An 18,713-nucleotide genomic window follows, 5' to 3' on the forward strand; every position below is an offset into this window, starting at 1 on the left:
TCGCGTCCTTTTTTTAGACTTGAATTTGTTGTTTCGGAACGCTAACCAAATCGCCCGTTGCCAACAAGTATAGATATTGATTAACGATCGGCAACCCGGTCATCTGTTGTAGCGCCGTGGCATACAGGTTAACCTGCCCACCATATCGGTCAATTAATTTCTGTTCACTGTTCCCGGCATTCTTGAGGTTGACGTGATCGGTCTTGTAATCAAAGAGAATAATGCCCTCTGACGTCGTCAAATAACCGTCGACAATCCCGTGGACCAGAACTTGTGAATCTTGCTCTTTAAAATCAGTGAACAGGCTCTTTGCCGGCATCAACAACGAAAATGGCACTTCACGTTTCAACGCCGTCGGATTGGCCAAGACTTGTTGGCCGACCACACTATCGAAGAATCGCAGAATATTTGACACATCGATCCGTTTAGCCACTTCCACCGAGAGCACTTGATCATTCACGAGTCGATCAATGAGGTTTTGAACACTTGCCGCCGTGGGAGCCGTACGCACGTCCAGCTGCTGTAGCACCAGGTGGGTCGCGGTCCCAATTTCAGTTGGTAAGGGTTCCCGAACCGTCTGTAAAAATTCTGGACGGGCGAAATCGTGGGTGACAAAACGATGCCCACTCGGCCGTTCCGCAGTGGCCTGATACTCACCAATCGTGGCATTATCTGGATCCTCGAAAAGCCGTTTAGCTTCCGAAACCGATTGGTAAGCCGTGGTCATTGTGGCCGCCTCATGCGGATACTTAAAGTCCATCACCTGGGTCAATTGTTCGGTCGACACTTTATCAGCTGTCACCGTTTTGGCTGCCTGTTGGGTGGTCTGAAGCCAATCGGCCTCCTCTGCCCCCACCGTCGTCGTTGGCTGGACATCTTCGGCTCCGGCGAAGGTCACCTTAAACTCAGCAGGATCATCGGTCAACCCGACAAACCTCGTTTGGCCATCGCGTAGATCCGCCGCTAAATGTGGCGATCGCACCAGGCTCATGCCAATCCAATCGAGATCGTTTGCCAGCGTACTCTTCTCCCGTAGGGTGGCATTCAAAACAAGCTCGGGACTTTGATACGCCTGATTCCATGTTGCAAGGGCCTCTTCCTTGGTCTTGTGCGACCCAACAATATATAGGCGTGACTCGGCCCGGGTCAACGCCACATAGAGTTTCCGCATCTCTTCGGCCAGACTGGCGCGTGAAATGGCCTGCGCCGTGACTAACTTTTGCAAGCTAGGGGCCTTCACCCGGCTATCCGGATCAAGGTAATCAATCCCAATACCGGTCTTGCCGCTCATCACGTAGTTTCCCTGCTGGTCTTGTCGATTAAATTGACGGGACGCATCCATCACAAAGACTACCGGAAATTCGAGGCCTTTACTCCCATGGATGGTCATTACCGACACGGCATCCTCTGCCGTTTGCACTGGAGCCCCCGCCAAGTCAGCATCCCGCTGTTGCAGGCGTTGGACGAAACGGACAAATTGAAAGAGGCCCTTGAAGCTACTCTGCTCATAACTCCGCGCCCGTTCATATAAGGCATGGAGATTGGCTTGGCGTTGTTCTCCGGCAGGCATCCCCCCAACGTAATCGAGGAATCCCGTCTCTTGATAGATTCGCCAAATTAACGTGACCAATTCATTCTGTTGGGCCACATCGCGAAAGAGTTTGAGTTGTTCCAAAAAGTGATTAACCTTCTCAAAAACCCGTTGCTGAAATTCTCCCGTCGCGGCATTGGCCGCCACTTCTTGAAAGTGTAATAACGCCTGGAAATAATCCCCAGTCTTCGAGTTAATTCTCAGCAGGGCCAATTCGTTTTCGTTCAAACCGACAATTGGTGACCGTAGAACGGCTGCCAGTGGAATATCCTGGTAGGGATTATCAATCACTTGAAGCAAAGACATCATGATTTGAATCTCGGTCGTCTTGAAGTAGTTCTGCGCATCACTGACGACAACTGGAATTCCCATTCGCCGAAGTTCATCCGTGATGATCAAGTTGTTCGTCCTGGTTGGCGTTAACAGGGTAATATCCCCATACGTCATTGGTCGCACCTGCTTGGCTTCTCGGTCATAGATCGGGGTCTTGGCCGCAATCAACTCCTGAATCTTCTGACCTGTCAGCAGGACTTCCCCCTGATGCTTATTATCAACTTGGAAGGTCTCATCCATTGGTTCCCGAGCGGCTGACTCGTCATCGCTATCGGCCGACTCCTCGGTCAGATAAACCAGTAACTCGGCCGTGCTCTTAACCGCGTCATCGGGATAGTAAGTTGCCCCAAATTTTAGCTCTGCCGACCCCGTATAGTCGATTTCACCTAATTCACGATTCATCAACTGCTTGAAGATTAAATTGGTGAAATCGTCGACGTTCTTCATCGACCGGAAGTTTTCGGCCAGAACAATCAGCTGGCCCTGAGTGTCATCTGCCGCATAACGATCCGTTTTACCCATAAACAGGGTTGGGTCGGCCTGCCGAAAACGGTAGATAGACTGTTTAACATCCCCCACCATAAAGAGGTTACCTGCGGGGGCCGGATGGGCAATTGCCGTTAAGATGGCCTCCTGGAGGCCATTGGTGTCCTGATACTCATCCACCATAATCTCTTGATATTGCTGACTAAGCTGTTTTGCAACCTGGCGCGATTGGTCCGAATCCATTGTGAGAATCCGTAACGCGGCATGTTCCACATCGGCAAAGTCAAGAACATGCCGGCGTTGCTTTTCGGCCCAATAGGCCGAGCGAAAGGCGGTCACTACCCTGGCCAGCTCCGTCACCAACTTACCAGACTGCTGAATCGTGGTCACGGCCTGTTCCTCACTTTGCAACAAGAAGGTCTTCTTGAGCGTCTCCAACTGCTTGCGAGCAGGGTCATAATACGTTCCCTTTAACTCGGAATAGATCGGATAATCCTCATTAGTCTTACGAACCGCTGGCATTCTGCCCCAAGGGAAGTCCTGAATAGCCGCTCTGAGGTCGTTCCAGCTACCATTGGTGACTAACGCCTGAACGCTGGTCACACTGCTCAAAACGGTCTCCAAATGGCCAATTTGCTTATCTAATTGCGCTTGCTGGGCCAGATCCAACGCACTCGTCAGATCCGCCTTTACTTGGCCAAGTTGTTCTGAAAACAACGGTTGTAACTGGTCATGATAAAAGGTCGTTGCCGTTAACTGCTCACCGTCCAATTCATAACGGGCGGGTAACTTTTCCAGCCATGCCGCCGGGTCGGGCGTGGCATTGGCAAAGGTGTTGGTCTGTTGTACCAAGTCGGCTAACCCCTCATCCGACCGATCCCCAGAAAAATTCTCTGTCAGTCGAGCAAAATTGCCAGACTCATCGTCGGCATATAGTTGCTCCCGCAGGTCGGCCCAGACCTCATCGCGAATCAGGCCATTCTCCGTCTCATCTGCCAGCAGTCGGAAAACGGGATCTTGGTCAATCACGTAGTAATAATGCTGAAGAATCCGTAAACAAAAGGCATCCAGCGTGCTAATGTCGGCCACCGGAAGTTGGTTTAGCTGTCGTAAATAGAATTGTTGGTGATCGGCATCCCCTTGGCTGGCGGCTAGTTCCTGCCGCAACGCCGTCTGAATGCGATCTCGCATTTCACTGGCGGCAGCTTTGGTAAACGTCACGATTAATATCTCATCGATCCCCGTTCCCGCCTTCAATCGTTCGATCACTCGCTGCACCAGGACCCGCGTCTTCCCTGAACCAGCAGAAGCGGACACCAGTAAGTTATGACCGGTTTGATGAATCGCCTGGTCTTGACTTGGCGTGAAATTAAATTTCTTACTCATGGTGTTCCCCCTTTGCTTGTTCTTCAGCGATGCGGCGCATAACCTCGTCCTTATCCAGTGATGTAAGGTCATGATAATTATTTTCCTTAAGTAACGGATCAAACTGCATGATCGATTTGTACGGCGAATATTGCAGCGCCGTTCGATTCTGTTCTCTGGTTGGTGCCAAGTCTACGCGACCAGCAAAAATCTGGCTCGCCGCTTGTTTGATCAAACTTTCCGTGTGCTGGAGTAAGAGATCCAGCTCCTCCGGATTGACTAACAACTTGCCATATGAGGTAATGGCCCCTTTCTTAGTCCGCCGTAAGCCACGAAAAAGAATGGAGCTGCCACTATAGTCCGGCTGCTCAAACAACGAATCAATATTGGTCAACATATCGGGGTCATCCAACAAAAGCCCCTGATACTGTTCTGCCTTCAGTAACGCCTCCGACAGATCGGTGCCCAAAACTTCGGCAGCCTTTAAGATTGGATTCTGCAAATGCAGGTAAACGGCTCCGGCTAACTCCGCCTGGTGAGCCGCATCTTCCCCCACTAACTTCGGCAGATTTTTCCTGACGGCATCCAGGTAGGTTAGCATTTGCATCGCCTGGCCATAGTATGCCTCTTGGTAGCTAAATTTGTGATCAGAACTCTTGTAGTCGACGACACCCAGATAGGTTTTATCGTTAATTTGCAGGGCATCTAACCGATCAATTCTCCCACGAACCATGACTTGTCGTTCGTTCCCTAAGTCAAAGGATAATGGCGCTAGTCCACCGACATTTCCTAGCCCAAACTGAACTTCGGTTTGTTTAGGTCGTAGCTTGGTTCGCTTACTCTGGCTACGCATGGTGCGTGCCATCTGTTTCATCGTCTTAATCAATTGTTGCCGAATATAGGCCATTCGATGTGAGCTCTCTAAGATCGCAAATTGCGGATTCGTGGTCGTGTCTAAAACCTTAGCGACCACCTCGTCCGTCAGTTCACCCAACTGCTGGTCATCCAGCGCTGACAAGTCCAGGTGCTGTTGGTTAACCAGTTTCATCAAGCCATCCATGGTCGCATGGAAGAATTCACCCGTGCTGGCCGGGGAGAGCTCAAAGACATCCCGTTCCTGTAGCTTCAAACCATACTTTAAGAAGTAAGCATACGGATTTGAATAGTATTCCTCTAGTTTTGAAATTGAGGTACTGATTTTCTGTCCATACAGTTGCGTCACAATATCAGGCATCAAAGGCGTTGGCGTATTTTTATAGGCCAAACTACCCAGTAGTTTAGTCGTCAATTCCCCGTATTGTCGATCAGACTGTAATTGTTGCAGAATAAAAAGCCAGGCTGGTGAGAGCCGTTGTTGGCGTTGTTGGCTATCATGACTCGCCTGAACCAGGTGTCGCAGTGTTGTTCGCCGCGTCCCAACGAATGGCAAGATGTCCTGGTCATCCGCTTGTGGCGTTGCTGGTGCCAGCGTGACTGGTAAATGAAAATAATCCCGGATACGAGCAACGTATGGTGAAATATCGAGACCGTTCTTAGCGTCATCACTGGTGATAGGGTAACTAAAGATCAGTTGCTCACTCCCACTAAGGAACGCCAGATAGTTCAAGTAGGGTTCGCCAGCCAATTGTGTCGCCGCATCATCGCGAAGATAACTATCCTCATCGGTGGCCTGTAGTTCATCGCTTAAATCTTGACGGTCATTATCTGCTAATAAGGTGTTCGGCAACTGATCATCGGGCATAGCATCAGCTGTAGCCCCCATTAAGAAGGTCACCCGCCGATTATTAGCCTGGACAATCCCGCTTTCAGATAGCTGGACCTGATCTAATGTCGAGGGGATTTGATTAAACTTGGCGCCTGCGAAACCGGCCTGTAATAACGACTGAAAATCCGCTTGCTGAAAGGGTTGGTCCCCAATAATTCGGTGGCATTCATCCAACATCTGACAGAACGTGGCCCACGTTTGTTCCGGTTGACCGACTCTGACAAGATCGCCCTCATCGATGGCCTGATCGCGCCACACGATCAATCGCTTGTCGACTCCCTGAGCCGTTAAGAACTGATACAAAACCGTCGCGGCATCCGTATAAGTCTTGGCCGCCTTAAGGCGAGCAAAGAATGGCGGTAAAGTCGCTTGAATAAAATGGCGAATCATATTAATTTGTGCCGTAATTTTCTCGTCTTGGCTAGTCTGAACCTGATCATCCCCGGCGGCAAACCGGGTATACTGCCAGTCCTGCTTCTGCGTCCAACGTGACTTACCTTCAAATCCCGTTTTTAAGACCAAATTTTCAGTCAGGGCCAACGCCTGGCGATAGTCCTGAATCGACATGAATTTGCCAGTCGCATCTCGGGGTAAAAGCAATTCTGACTTCAACACCCGGAACACATCAGCATACCGGTAGTTCTTCCGGTCGACATCAAATAAGGCATTGAGTAATTCTACAAAGGGATGATCCGCCATTTGAACGTCAACGTCGTTAAAGTATGGAATATCTTGGGCCGAAAAAATAGGACCCACGATCGTCTGATAGGTATCTAGGTGTCGGGTTACAATCAAAAAGTCCCGATAGCGATACTGACCGGTTGCCACCATCTGCCTAATCTTAGTCGCGATGCGTGAGACTTCTACATAGCGATTATCGGCCTGAACCAATTGAATATCTTGTGGCACGACTGTGGCCGGCTCTGGCCGTGGTGATAAGGTCGTTGTGGCCTCCCAGTAGTCGGCTAAGGCTTGTAGGTCAGGTGTAACTCGTGGCGTCGTTGCCTGTTGATCAATCAACACTGGCACGTGATTGGCTTGCGCCACCTGATAAAGTTGATGGTACAGCTTGGCCGATTGAAAAAATAAGTTTGTCGGATCCGGCAGCTTTTGTGGGGCCTGGTGATCTAGATTCACAGCCACGGTCACGCTCGCCGCTCGTTGAATCAACACGGCCACTAACTGGCGTTCTTGGGCACTCAGTTGAGAAAAACCTTCCAGATAAAAGTGGGCATGGCTCAAGTCCGCGGTACTTTCCAAATAACTAGCCAGTTGATTCAGCAAATCGGTGTTTTCAACATACTTCCCCATCATCTGTGTTTCAAAGGCGGTATAAATCACCGTTAAGTCATGTAGCTTAGCGCGTAGATCGGCATTGGTCGTTCCCAAATTTTCCGTTGCCGTGGCCAGATCGGCCGCGGTTACCTGGCCAACCTTAAACTCTGCCAATTGGGTCGTTAACTGACTGATAAAGCCTGGTCGGTCTACCTCCCCCCTAAATACCGTCAGGTCGTCTGCATGTTGCCGAATAATTTGATACACCAGCATATTCAACCCTGCCGTTGAGATCCGTGGCAACTGGTAGACGGGTTCGTTCTTCATGAAAAACCAAGCCAACCGTGTGAAGGAAAAGACCTGCACTTGCGACTGGGCAAACAACGCCGTTTCTGGTGAGCCGAGGCGCTTTAAGGCCGCCAAAACATCAACTTCTGTTTCGAACTTGATATGATTAGGCACCAAATAATAAGCCTGTTCTGTCGACTGCTCAACCGCCGATGCCATGGCCGTTACCAAGGGTTGACGGTGATCGAACTTCGCACTCCCTAAAATAAACTGTAGACTCATCAGTCGACCTCCTTTTAATAACCGTTCACTCGTTGCCATCACCACGATGACAACTCTTGTTATTATTATATTCTAGCATAGCCGACAGCAAAAGCGAACACACGTTTGCCATCGATACAAAACCTTTACAGAGATTTTTTCTGCCATTCTGATAAAACCGTGTTAGAATAAGTTTTAATATTAAAAAATGATGAGAAAGCGGGTTTTAGATTTATGGAAGATAGTGAACAAATTCAGATTCTCCAGCATTTAATTCAGATTAATTCTGTCAATGGCAATGAAGCCGCAGTGGCCGACTACATCAAGCGGCTCTTTGCCGACCATGGTATCTCGTCAACGATTACGCCATACGCTGAAGGCCGCAGCAATATTGTGGCTGAAATTGGTAACCACAAGACTGTCCAGGTCCTGGCCTTAGCCGGACATCTAGATACGGTGGCCACTGGCGATCTAGCAGACTGGAAGTTTGATCCATTTTCCGCTCACATTGAGGGTAACCGGCTCTACGGTCGGGGCAGTGCCGACATGAAGAGTGGCTTAGCCGGCATGATCATTACCTTCCTAAATCTCACCGATCATCAAGATAAGCTCAATGGACGGCTAAGGTTTATCGGGACGGTCGGGGAAGAAAATGGCGCTATGGGTTCCCGCGATCTTACAAAGCAAGGCATTGCCGACGACATCTCCGCGATGGTCCTAGGTGAACCCACCGGTGGCAATATCGTCTATGCGCATAACGGTTCCTTGAACTATCACGTTTACTCTCAAGGTGTCGGTGCTCACAGTTCGATGCCTGAAAAGGGGGTCAACGCTATCACCAACCTCATTAAATATGTCACGGCCGAAGCAACCGAGTTCGATGATGCCCCTGTTAGCCCCGAACTAGGACCGCTGGTTCACAGCGTAACGGTCTTCGAAGGTGGCGAACAGGTTAACAGCATCCCCGCTAAGGCCGAACTTCAAGGCAACATCCGGCCAATTCCAGAATTCGACAACGAGGCCGTCATCAAGCGTCTCAACGAAACCGTCGACCGTTTGAATGAAGAACCCGATGTTCATTTGACGCTCCACGTTGATTACAGTTTCAAACCCATCATCAGTGGTAAAGACTCTCACCTGGTTCAACTAACCAAGCAAATTGCCGACGCTGAATTCGGTTCACCCGTGAACTTACAGGTTATCCACGGTGCCACCGATGCCTCCGAATATACCAAGTCAAAGAATGTCTTTCCCGTCATCGTCTATGGTTCCGGCCAGTGGTACGATGCCCATGCCCTAAATGAATCCGTGGACCTGGATCAATTCCGCCACGTCCAACAGGTTTACGAACAACTCGCACAAAAATTTCTTGGCTAAATGAAAAGCGATTGGTCTCACGGTTCTTGCCGTGAGGCCAATCGCTTTTTTCTTATTTACCAGTTGTCCGGTAATCATGTGCCCCGAAATATTGCAGTCCTGGTAATGCATGATAATTTAATAATTCACTCACCGTGACCAACTTGTAGCCTTTGGCCTTCAGCCGTTTGATAATGGTTGGTGCAGCCGCCACCGATTGCGCGTGGATGTCATGCATCAGGACAATGTCGCCACCATGCGTATCTTTCATAACTTCATTAATATCTTTTCTGGTATTCAGATAAGCCCAGTCCCGTGAGTCGACCGACCAACGAACGACGGGTTGCTCAATGGCCCGACCTTCTGCCGCCGTGATGTTCCCATATGGTGGCCGAACGTATTGCGGTAAGGTCCCGGTTGCCTGATAAATGGCCCGATTGGTTCGCGTGACTTGGCTGACCGTCTTAGCGGTTCCAATACTATTGAAATTAGGATGATTCCAAGAATGGTTCCCTAGTTCATTCCCCCCGGCTAACACGGCCCGCGAAATCTTCGGATACCGGGCCACGCTCTGTCCAACTTCAAAGAAGGTTGCATGAACATGGTATTTCTTCAGGGTCTTTAGTAGCCGTGGCGTCAGCTTGGGATCCGGGCCATCATCGAAGGTCAAGGCAACCATCTTAGTTGTCTTGACGCTCTTTGTCCGATTAGCCTTAGGCAAGTATCGATTGACGACCTTACCTTTCAATTGGCTGTATGGAATCGTAATTTTTTTCAGTTTAAAATGGTTGGCGAGCAGATTCATTTGCAAGCCATCCGGCGTCAGCGTCGCCTTCTTAGTCATATGCGTTGGTAGCTTCACCTGATAGACAGCCGTTATTTGATTGCCCTTCTTCGCCTTCGCCTGCTTCAAGATTTGTTGACGCGCCGCCTGCCGAATGGCCGCTAACCGCTTGGGATTCTTAGCTGTTAACTGACCAAAAGTTACCGTTTTATCGGTTCCTTTAGCTATCGCCGTCACTCCGCCGCCAAGACTCACCAGAGTCAGAATCACTAGACCAACGACAAGTCCCCACTTAATGTGTCTCATGATCATCCCTCCTCATAAACTATCCCCTAGATATACCCCTAGTTTACCAGCTATGCCATTAAGTCGACTGCTAAACGTCTTACAATGTTTGTCATAAAAAAAACAACCTAACCAGAGTTAGGTTGTTTTAGTCATTATCTTCAGGTGGATTAACTGCTTGATGATTTTCCTTTAAAACTTCATTAGTGTAGTATTCCAAATCGTTTAGAACGTCTGGGTTATCCCCCTGTTGGGCGGCAACGTTTTCAGCGACCGCCCATCGAGCCAACGTATTCGTAATTGGAACAATATCCTGGATAATTACCATTTCAGAATCATCCTGGTGTTGGTCCTGGATTGTTCGAAAACTCTCAATGTCAGTAATCAGTCGCAGGACCTTCCCCGTTTGTTTTTCCACTGACTGGAAAATAACGAAGTGGGCACGTTGATTGGCCTCGTCCATGCGTTCGCGAATCGCCTGTAGTTGATCATCGTCTATTTTTAATGCCAATGCCTTCACCCCACTACGCCTATTCTAACAAACTATCTCTGCAGATAAGAGCCTTTTTTGTGAGTATTTAAAATATCTTGCACAATTAGTTAACAGATCGCTAGCGACTGATAATCATAGCCACCCGTTTGGGCAAGTTTGACGGCTACCTGTGCCACTGTTTCACGTGAAACAGTACCCGCGGGGACCGACTCACCTTCGCGCAGAATCTTTGCCGTCGTTGTGGGCCCATCATCAAGCGTAACCGGCCGCAGAATCGTATACGGGAATTCTGCCTCATCGACTAATTTGGCAGCATATCGTTGTTGATTAAGGTATTCCTTCACATCAGTTATTCCCGCATAGTCCAGGTCGCCTATGACTTCCTGATCAACCCCCGCCGTACTCAACATGACAAACCGTTTTAACGACAGTCGTTGATGATATTGGGCATCGAATAGCGCCTCGAAGGTCAGGTCAACATCCATCCCCGCCAAAGTCGAAATAACAACTGGGTTGTCCTTCAGGGCCTCGTTGTACGTGGCCTCCGCCGTTAAGTCACCCGTGAGTTCCGTGACCCGATCCGTTAGTTCGGCGGAGACTACTTGTTGGGGATCATGTAGCAGTCGCACCGTGGCGGCGGTATCCAAACTCAGTTGCCGGGCAATCGACTGTCCCATTTTACCTGCACCTATTACTAGATAGACTTTCATTAAACTTCGCTCCCTTGCTGTATCTCCAGTGTACCAGAACTCCCATTAACTGCCGACCATGATTCATTTTATTTCGGCCGCAATCCGTTATAATGAATCTGAGTTTCATTTTTCCGCGATCATCATTTAGGAGGTAAAGTTATGACTCAAAATAACATCATCATCGGTAAGAGCGACGTTGAAACGACGCCGCTTGGTCTAGGAACCAATGCCGTCGGGGGATATAACCTCTTCCCCAATCTGAAAGACGACGATGGCCTAAAGCTGGTTACTGCCGGCCTGGAACACGGGATTCAGTTACTGGATACCGCCTTTGTCTACGGCCTCGGTCACTCAGAGGAACTCGTTGGCCAGGCCATGAAGGCCTTTAACCGCCATAGTTTCGCATTGGCCACCAAGGGGGCCCAAGACTTCTCATCAGGTGAGCAAGTCATTAATAACGACCCGGACTTCTTGACCCAACAAGTAGAGGCCAGTTTGAAGCGGCTCGACACCGACTATCTTGATATCTACTACATTCACTTTCCGGATAAGCAAACGCCCAAGGCAGAAGCCGTTGGGGCCTTGCAACGATTGAAGGAACAGGGAAAAATTCGGGCCATCGGTCTTTCTAATTTTAGCATTGATCAGGTTAAGGAAGCCAATGCCGATGGTTATGTTGACGTGGTCGAAGATGAATTCAGTCTGCTTCATCGTGACCACGAGAATGACCTCATGCCTTACCTCCACGACCATCATATGAGTTTTGTCCCATACTTCCCACTGGCCTCCGGACTCTTGACGGGTAAGTACGATCGGACGGTTAGTTTCCCGGCCGATGACATCCGTAGCCAAATTTCTGATTTCCAAGAACCCCGCTACGGCCAAGCCCTGGCAGCAATTGATCAGGTTCGTCCAATTGCCCAAGCTCATCAGGCCACGATTACCCAGACCATTCTGGCCTGGTACATGGCCAATCCATTAATTAGTGTCGTCATCCCCGGCGCTAAGCGGGCTGAACAGGTCGTTGCCAATGCCCAGTCACTCGATGTCACATTAACCTCAACCGAGTACACCACGATTGACCGTGCCTTTGCCGGTTTCAAAACGACCGTTAGCGGCAAGTCACTCGCCGATCCGGACTAAACCATCTTTATCAAAATGACCGATCGCCTTAACCAGGCGGTCGGTTTTTATTTTTCCTAAATAACGAACTTTATTTTTATAAATTTATTTTTATTTCGTGATTGCATTCATTTTCAAAGAATGATAAGCTATTTAAGGATTATTTTAACTGATAAATCCGAACGATAGCGCAAAACGTTCGGGTTTTACTTAAATAGAAGGTTAAGGGAGCGTCAGTCATGCAACGTATTGCTAATTATTTTAAATTTGAAGAATTAGGTACCAACTTTCGTAAGGAGACCTTAGCGGGTCTGACCACTTTTGTTTCTATGGCCTACATCCTGTTCGTTAATCCACAGGTTCTTGGGGCCTCGGGGATTAGTCAAGGCGCCGTATTCACCGCAACTGCCTTTGCCTCCGCCTTCGGGTGTGCCCTGATGGGAATTCTGGCAAACTATCCTATCGCCATTTCAGCTAGCCTGGGAATCAATGCCTTCTTTGCCTACTCGGTTGTTATCGGCATGAAGGTTCCCTGGCAAACGGCTCTGGCCGGGGTCTTCGTGGCCTCATTACTCTTCATGGTCTTGACGGCCTTTAAGTTACGGGAAAAGGTCGTTGATGCCATTCCTCGTGACCTCAAGATGGCCATTAGCGCCGGGATTGGCCTTTTCATTGCCTTCATCGGCCTGAGCCAAGGTGGCCTAGTCGTTGCCGACAAGTCAACGGTTGTCACGCTAGGCTCCTTGCATGTTGGGAGCACCTGGTTAACGATCTTCGGCCTCCTCGTCACCTTAATCCTGATGAGCGCCAAGATTCCTGGGGCCATCTTCATTGGGATGGTTGCGAACTCTATTCTTGGACTCGCAACGGGCCTCATCGCCATGCCTAAACACATCGTCTCCGCAGTGCCTAGCATCAGCTCGACGTTCATGGTTGGGTTCACCCACATGACCGACATCAACTCCGTCCAACTGATCGTGGTCGTCTTGACCTTCTTATTAGTCACCTTCTTCGATACCACTGGAACATTAGTTGGTTTGGCCGAACAGGCCGGCTTGGTTAAAGACAACAAGTTACCTCGAATTGGGAAGGCCTTGATGGCAGACTCCAGTACGATGGTGGTCGGTTCCCTTCTCGGAACGTCGCCAATGGGGGCCTTCGTTGAATCCTCTGCCGGAATCGCCGTTGGTGGTCGAAGCGGGTTCACCGCCATTGTCACCGCAATTCTCTTTGTCTTCGGTGCCTTCTTCTCCCCCTTACTGGCCGTTGTCACGAACCAAGTGACCGCACCGGCACTGATCATCGTTGGGGTCCTGATGGCCCAATCATTAAAGAACATCCACTGGGAAAAATTCGAAGTGGCCGCTCCCGCATTTCTGATCGTGTTGGGTATGCCACTGACCTACAGTATCTCTGACGGGATTGCCCTTGGCTTCATCACGTACCCCTTAACCATGCTCGCCGCCAAACGTGGCAAGGAAGTTGGGCCGATGATGTACAGCCTGGCCGTGGTCTTCGTCATCTTCCTCTGGATTCTCAATGCTAACTAGAATTTAACTAGGTAAGAGTCGTGACCGCGGTTGCGACTCTTTTATTTGTCATTATGGTTAAATTTTCCCGGGTTATACCCGTCAACGAGGCACCCCCACGACAGTCCCTGATCCGCGACAAAAAAGCCGGCTAGAATTCTTCTCAACGAAAAATTCTAACCGGCTTTTTACGGAACTTTCTTTAGGTTCGTCGACGATACCAAATGGTCTCGCCAACCACAACTAAGCCGCCTAGCACGGTTAGCAGGATACCCACCTTTAATCCCGGCGTCGCATAGGTCAAGCGAATCCGATGTGTTCCCGACCCAATCTTGGCCCCAACAAACCCATCATTAACAACTTCGGTGGCCACGTGTCGACCATCAATCGTTAGGCGCCAACCCGAAGAATATGGAATGGAGGTGGTTAAGATACTTGCCCGATCGGTGGTCAGCCGACCTGATACTGAATTATCTTGGACCTTAGCCCGCTTCAACCCTCGACTTTGGACCTCATGGACCTGTTGATCGTAAGTCTTGCCAAATGGCACAGCAATCAACTTCGCCGATTTAAAATTAATTTGTTTCGTTGCGTTAAAGGAAATGTCGACCGTCTGTCGACGCTGATTCGAATAACCCAGGTTCATTAGGACACGGTGTTTAGGCTCGTAATCCGACAGATTATCGGTCCCGAACTGTGAAAAAAGTTTGGTTTGATTACGGGTTTTAACATTAATCCAGTAATCGCCCAGGTCCGGATGATTAACGGCGTCCCGCCAGGCATTCAACTTCGTTAAGTCTGACCGTGGTGTTGCGCCCAAAACACTTGTATTATTCTGTGACGCGAGTTGTCCCGCCGTCGTTAAATGATCGGCGCTAACCCCATCCAAAGCCAAATACAATTCCGTTCCCTGCGCTTGCTTTGGCCGTTTTAACGTCAAGGTATAGGTAATCGGCTTTCCTTGCGCATCACTTGTCACCTGATGTAGGCCCGTCTGATTGGCCTGGGCCGTCTTCTGCAAAATCTCCTGGTTAGCCAGCAAGACTTGTTTCAAGGCGGCCTTGTCCTGATTCAGATTGACCATGGGGCCATATTGCTGAACCTCTTTGTCGCTAATCAACCCGTCTTGATCAGGCGTTAACTCAGGTAGTTTCAGCGTGCGACCAAAGTCCGTTAATTGTTTCTCTCCTAGGCCGGCCTTAGCTGCCGCATGGGCCTGCTGGAGTCGATATTGAATGACCTTATTCGTACTGTCAATGACCGGCGCCGTCTCTGCTTTAACCGTGTAGGCCAGGTTTCGCTTAGGCGACTGATAATGGGCCACCTGAGTTCCTTGCCTGCCCTGACGGACCACGGCCGTTTGGCTTAGACTCCGTTCCCGGTCGAGACTCGAGAGCCCTTCCCAGGTCGATTGGGACATGGTCGTCGGTTGCGTGTAGACCAGCGGAAAGTTCAGGCTTGTCGTGAGCACCTGGGTTCCCGAACCATTCGACAACCCGTAGACCGGTTTTTCCGGATAGACCTTCTTTTGAGCATGATACCCATATGGTAAGGCGTTCCCATTGGCCACCTGATCCTCACGGGCAAATAAATACTTAACCCCGAGAATTTGATTCAGTGTTGTCCGACTGTCGGCCTGGCCCATGGGGGCATTCATTGAGTACTCTGAGTTCTGTAAGTCCTGGCTAAACTGGCCAATGTAACCATTTTGAACGGAGAAATACGACATCACACCATGGAGGCCGTGAGTCATCGTCATATTATTTCCCACCGTCCGTAAGAGGTTAAAGTTACGCGTGGCATTGACTCGGGTGAACGCCTTGGACTGCTGCGCAACGGTTTGAGCGTCATCAAAATAGTCTTGAATGTACGCTGTGGCGTCGCCTTGTCGCAGCTGTTGTGTCGCTTGAACCCCCGCGTTCGGATCGTAATATCCCCAAGCATTGCTAACCAGATTTAGGCCCACTAGGATCCAAACCAGCCCAATGGTCCATCTAGCCGGTTGTTGGCCAATGCCCATAATCACCGCCATTAGGGCCAGCAACAACCCATAGGTGATCAGGTTACGGCCGGGATTACTAAACACCAAGCCATTGCCTAAATAGACCAGCCCTAACAACGCAGCCGTACTACCGCCGAGCCACCAGCGATCGTGGCGGGTCAGCATCGTCAAATGATCCATGAGCGTCATCGTTGCCAGGCCAAAAGGCACGGCGGCCATTAAGATCCACCGATTGGATGGCGTTGAAAAAATATTGAAGGCTGCCGCTACGGCAGGAATCAACAGGCCGATACCAATCGTGACCAACGTCATGGCTAACCATTTGTGGTCTCGCCAATGAACCAAGCTATAGACGCAGCCAAAGAATGTCAGACTGCTAATCCCGAGCACCGCCCAATAATTAACCGTATTCCCGGTCGTCAAAACGATGTTACTCAATTGTAGATAATAGCCGCTAGGGTACGTCAACAAACCATTGGCAAAGACCGACATGGTCCGGGTAGACTGCAGCATCGCAAGTAACGACGGTAACAGCAGGACCCCCGAGATAAGTAAACCAACCCCAGCAGCGGCCAGAAAGCGACCAATCGCCCGCGGCCACTTGAGTGCCAGCGTTCCCTCATCTTTTAGACGGTAAAAGTGAATGACTGCGTAAATGAGACTACCCAGCCCTAATATGTAAGCAAAATAAAAATTGCTGAGAATGGTTAATCCGGTCATAACACCCAGGAAGCCCCAGCCCTTGCCGCGCAAGATCCGATCGATGCCGATAAAGAGTAATGGCGTCCAAATCATTGGCAGTAAGAAGAAGGGATGGTGAACACCAATCATCAACGAATAACCTGTGAAGGCATACGTTAACGCCCCCATCAGCCGGCTACTAGGCCGAAACTCATAGTACTCGGCCAAAGCCAAAAAGGCCAATCCGGTGGCGTACAGCCTAAAGACAATAAACCAGCCATAGCCCGCTTCTAACCAGTGAGTGGGCAAGAGTGCCAATGCATAAGCAAACGGGTCACCAAGGACATAATAGGCTAGTGTCGTGAGCTTATCCGCCCCCAGGCCAAAGGTCCAAGACCAGCCGGCCACGCCACCTAACCCAGATTTCATTAACAAACGATGTAGTTCAAGAATTAACGGATAATGTTGTGTGACGCCATCCATATTCCAGATCAGCGTCCGATGCGCTAGTCCAAATACCCCAAAGCTTAGCGCCGCGATCACCGCAAACCCCAGGGTATACAATACCCACAAAGGCCAACGGCGGTTTGCGATTTTCATGATGATGCCTCCAATTATTTAATCCGCAATAGCCTAGGAACAGGCCAACTTACTTTAATCTACACAAGCCAAGCGGTTGGTGTCAATCCTTCTGGCCAGACAATACCGGATTATAAGGTTTCGCGGACCCATTTTTCCCTAACGATAACTGTCCCCCACGATCAAAAAAAGGGCGCCGCGGTTGGTTGCGACGCCCTTTCACATACTTTCTAAACTGCCGGTTACCCAGCAGAACTAATAATACGCCATCCCCAGCTGGAAACCAAGTCAGGTCTTATAAAATCGGCGAAAGTAACCGGGAAGCTGTCTGCTTGAATTTTAAATAAACAGACTGTTGATCAAACTTCTCCGGCGTAATCAATTCGCTCTGCCGCATATCGGCCTCGTAAATTTCTTCTAGTTGTGTGGCAACCGCCGCATCATAGATAAACGCATTAATTTCAAAGTTTAATTTGAAACTCCGATAGTCCATGTTGGCCGAGCCAACGGAGGCGATCCGACCATCAACGACCATGGTTTTGGCATGAATGAAGCCGTGGTGGTAATAGTAAATTTTAACCCCATCGGCGGCCAGTTGCCGCGCATAATACTGGGTTGCTCGATAAACAAACGCGTGATCTGGTTTATCAGGAATCATGATTCGAACGTCGATCCCAGCCATAGCCGCGATCCGCAAGGAGTCCAAGACACTGTCGTCTGGAATCAGATAGGGCGTTTGAATCCACAACCGCTTCTCAGCGGTCTGGATGAGGCGCATGTAGCCCATCTTAATCTGTTGCAGGTCCGAATCGGGTCCACTGGAAACAATCTGAAGACTTGTCTCCCCTTTGACCTTGGTCAGTGGGAAGTACTTCGTCTCAATCCGATCATCCCTAAACGGATTGTCCCGATCGGTTGCGTTCCAGTCCAACATGAAACGAGCCTGTAAGGCAAAGACACCGGACCCGACGATCCGCAGGTGCGTATCCCGCCAATAACCAAACTTTTCTTTTCGCCCAAGATATTGGTCGCCAATGTTGAAGCCACCAACGTAGCCAATCTCCCCATCAATCGTGACAATCTTCCGGTGATCACGGAAGTTTAACCGAAAGTCAATGACGGCCGACTGCGTTCCCAGGAACGGTTCTACATGGCCACCGACATCAATCAATGGCTTAAAGAAGGACTTCCAGGTTCCAAGGGAACCCCATGGGTCGTAGATCACCCGGACCTCAACCCCTGAGCGAGCCTTCTTAACCAACAGGTCTAAGATATCATTACCAATCTTGTCATTATAGAAGGTGTAAAACTCGATATGAACACTCGAGTGGGCACCTTCAATATCTTCCATCATTAAGTGAAACAGCTTATGCCCGTCCGTAATCACCCGAACGCGATTCTTACGGGCTAGAAAGGCCTGATCCGTTTCCATAAACATGTTAACCATGTTGATAACGGAGTGACTGATTTGATCAGCCGGCATAATTTGATTGCCAATCTGATCTCGCTGTTGTTGTAACCGTTCGTCTAACTGGACGGCCACTTGATGTTGCAATCGAAACATCCGGCCCTTAGGTAATTTCCGGCCAATGAAGGCGTAGGCAATGAACCCGACCACCGGCACTAACACCAGCACCAACATCCATGCCCACGTCGCAGCAATATCCCGTTTCTCCCGGAAAACCGTCACGAAGGCCAACGCCGAGTTGACGATCACAATAATTTCTAAGATTAAGGTGTAATTCACATCCACGGGGAAACCCTCCTCTGTTCTCTGTCTCCTCATAATACGCCAAATCGTCCAAATGTCTTTACTTTTTTTTAAT

General features: G+C 49.6%; 10 protein-coding genes. 3 read left to right on the forward strand and 7 right to left on the reverse strand.

Annotated features, from left to right (window positions below; all coding sequences use genetic code 11):
- Positions 1 to 13: 13 nt before the first annotated feature.
- Positions 14 to 3,796: a helicase-exonuclease AddAB subunit AddA gene (addA, locus tag EKM96_RS06310; RefSeq protein ID WP_125641346.1), complete on the reverse strand. Its 3,783-nt coding sequence runs from the start codon at positions 3,794 to 3,796 to the stop codon at positions 14 to 16.
- Positions 3,789 to 7,385 carry a PD-(D/E)XK nuclease family protein gene (locus EKM96_RS06315; RefSeq protein WP_125641349.1) on the reverse strand — a complete coding sequence of 1,199 codons (3,597 nt, stop codon included), beginning with the start codon at positions 7,383 to 7,385 and terminating at the stop codon, positions 3,789 to 3,791. Before EKM96_RS06315 ends, addA begins: the two co-directional genes overlap by 8 nt.
- Before the next feature lie 213 nt (positions 7,386 to 7,598).
- Between EKM96_RS06315 and EKM96_RS06320 the strand changes: the two genes are divergently transcribed.
- Positions 7,599 to 8,741, forward strand: coding sequence for an ArgE/DapE family deacylase (locus EKM96_RS06320; protein ID WP_125641351.1), 1,143 nt, complete (start codon positions 7,599 to 7,601; stop codon positions 8,739 to 8,741).
- A 52-nt stretch (positions 8,742 to 8,793) separates the two neighbouring features.
- Here EKM96_RS06320 and EKM96_RS06325 read toward each other — a convergent pair whose 3' ends face one another.
- From EKM96_RS06325 to EKM96_RS06335, 3 genes are all read right to left on the reverse strand, one after another.
- A complete protein-coding gene (locus EKM96_RS06325; RefSeq protein ID WP_125641365.1) occupies positions 8,794 to 9,810 on the reverse strand; it encodes a polysaccharide deacetylase family protein in 1,017 nt (338 codons plus the stop codon).
- A gap of 127 nt (positions 9,811 to 9,937) precedes the next feature.
- Complete coding sequence (locus EKM96_RS06330) at positions 9,938 to 10,309, reverse strand: hypothetical protein (RefSeq protein WP_225417655.1); 372 nt, start codon at positions 10,307 to 10,309, stop codon at positions 9,938 to 9,940.
- Between the two features lie 80 nt (positions 10,310 to 10,389).
- Positions 10,390 to 10,992 carry an NAD(P)-binding oxidoreductase gene (locus EKM96_RS06335; RefSeq protein ID WP_125641370.1) on the reverse strand — a complete coding sequence of 201 codons (603 nt, stop codon included), beginning with the start codon at positions 10,990 to 10,992 and terminating at the stop codon, positions 10,390 to 10,392.
- A 141-nt stretch (positions 10,993 to 11,133) separates the two neighbouring features.
- Between EKM96_RS06335 and EKM96_RS06340 the strand changes: the two genes are divergently transcribed.
- On the forward strand, positions 11,134 to 12,117 hold the full coding sequence (locus EKM96_RS06340; RefSeq protein ID WP_125641373.1) for an aldo/keto reductase: 984 nt from the start codon (positions 11,134 to 11,136) through the stop codon (positions 12,115 to 12,117).
- A gap of 218 nt (positions 12,118 to 12,335) precedes the next feature.
- Positions 12,336 to 13,646 (forward strand): NCS2 family permease, encoded by a 1,311-nt coding sequence (locus EKM96_RS06345; RefSeq protein WP_125641376.1) that lies wholly within the window; start codon positions 12,336 to 12,338, stop codon positions 13,644 to 13,646.
- Positions 13,647 to 13,827: 181 nt separating this feature from the next.
- Here EKM96_RS06345 and EKM96_RS06350 read toward each other — a convergent pair whose 3' ends face one another.
- Together EKM96_RS06350 and cls are read right to left on the reverse strand one after the other, a co-directional pair.
- Positions 13,828 to 16,908 (reverse strand): YfhO family protein, encoded by a 3,081-nt coding sequence (locus tag EKM96_RS06350; RefSeq protein ID WP_125641379.1) that lies wholly within the window; start codon positions 16,906 to 16,908, stop codon positions 13,828 to 13,830.
- Between the two features lie 274 nt (positions 16,909 to 17,182).
- Positions 17,183 to 18,640: a cardiolipin synthase gene (cls, locus tag EKM96_RS06355; RefSeq protein WP_125641382.1), complete on the reverse strand. Its 1,458-nt coding sequence runs from the start codon at positions 18,638 to 18,640 to the stop codon at positions 17,183 to 17,185.
- Between the last annotated feature and the right edge of the window lie 73 nt (positions 18,641 to 18,713).

The sequence above is a fragment of the Levilactobacillus tangyuanensis genome (genome assembly GCF_003946545.1).
In the GTDB taxonomy this organism is placed as follows: Bacteria; Bacillota; Bacilli; order Lactobacillales; family Lactobacillaceae; genus Levilactobacillus; species Levilactobacillus tangyuanensis.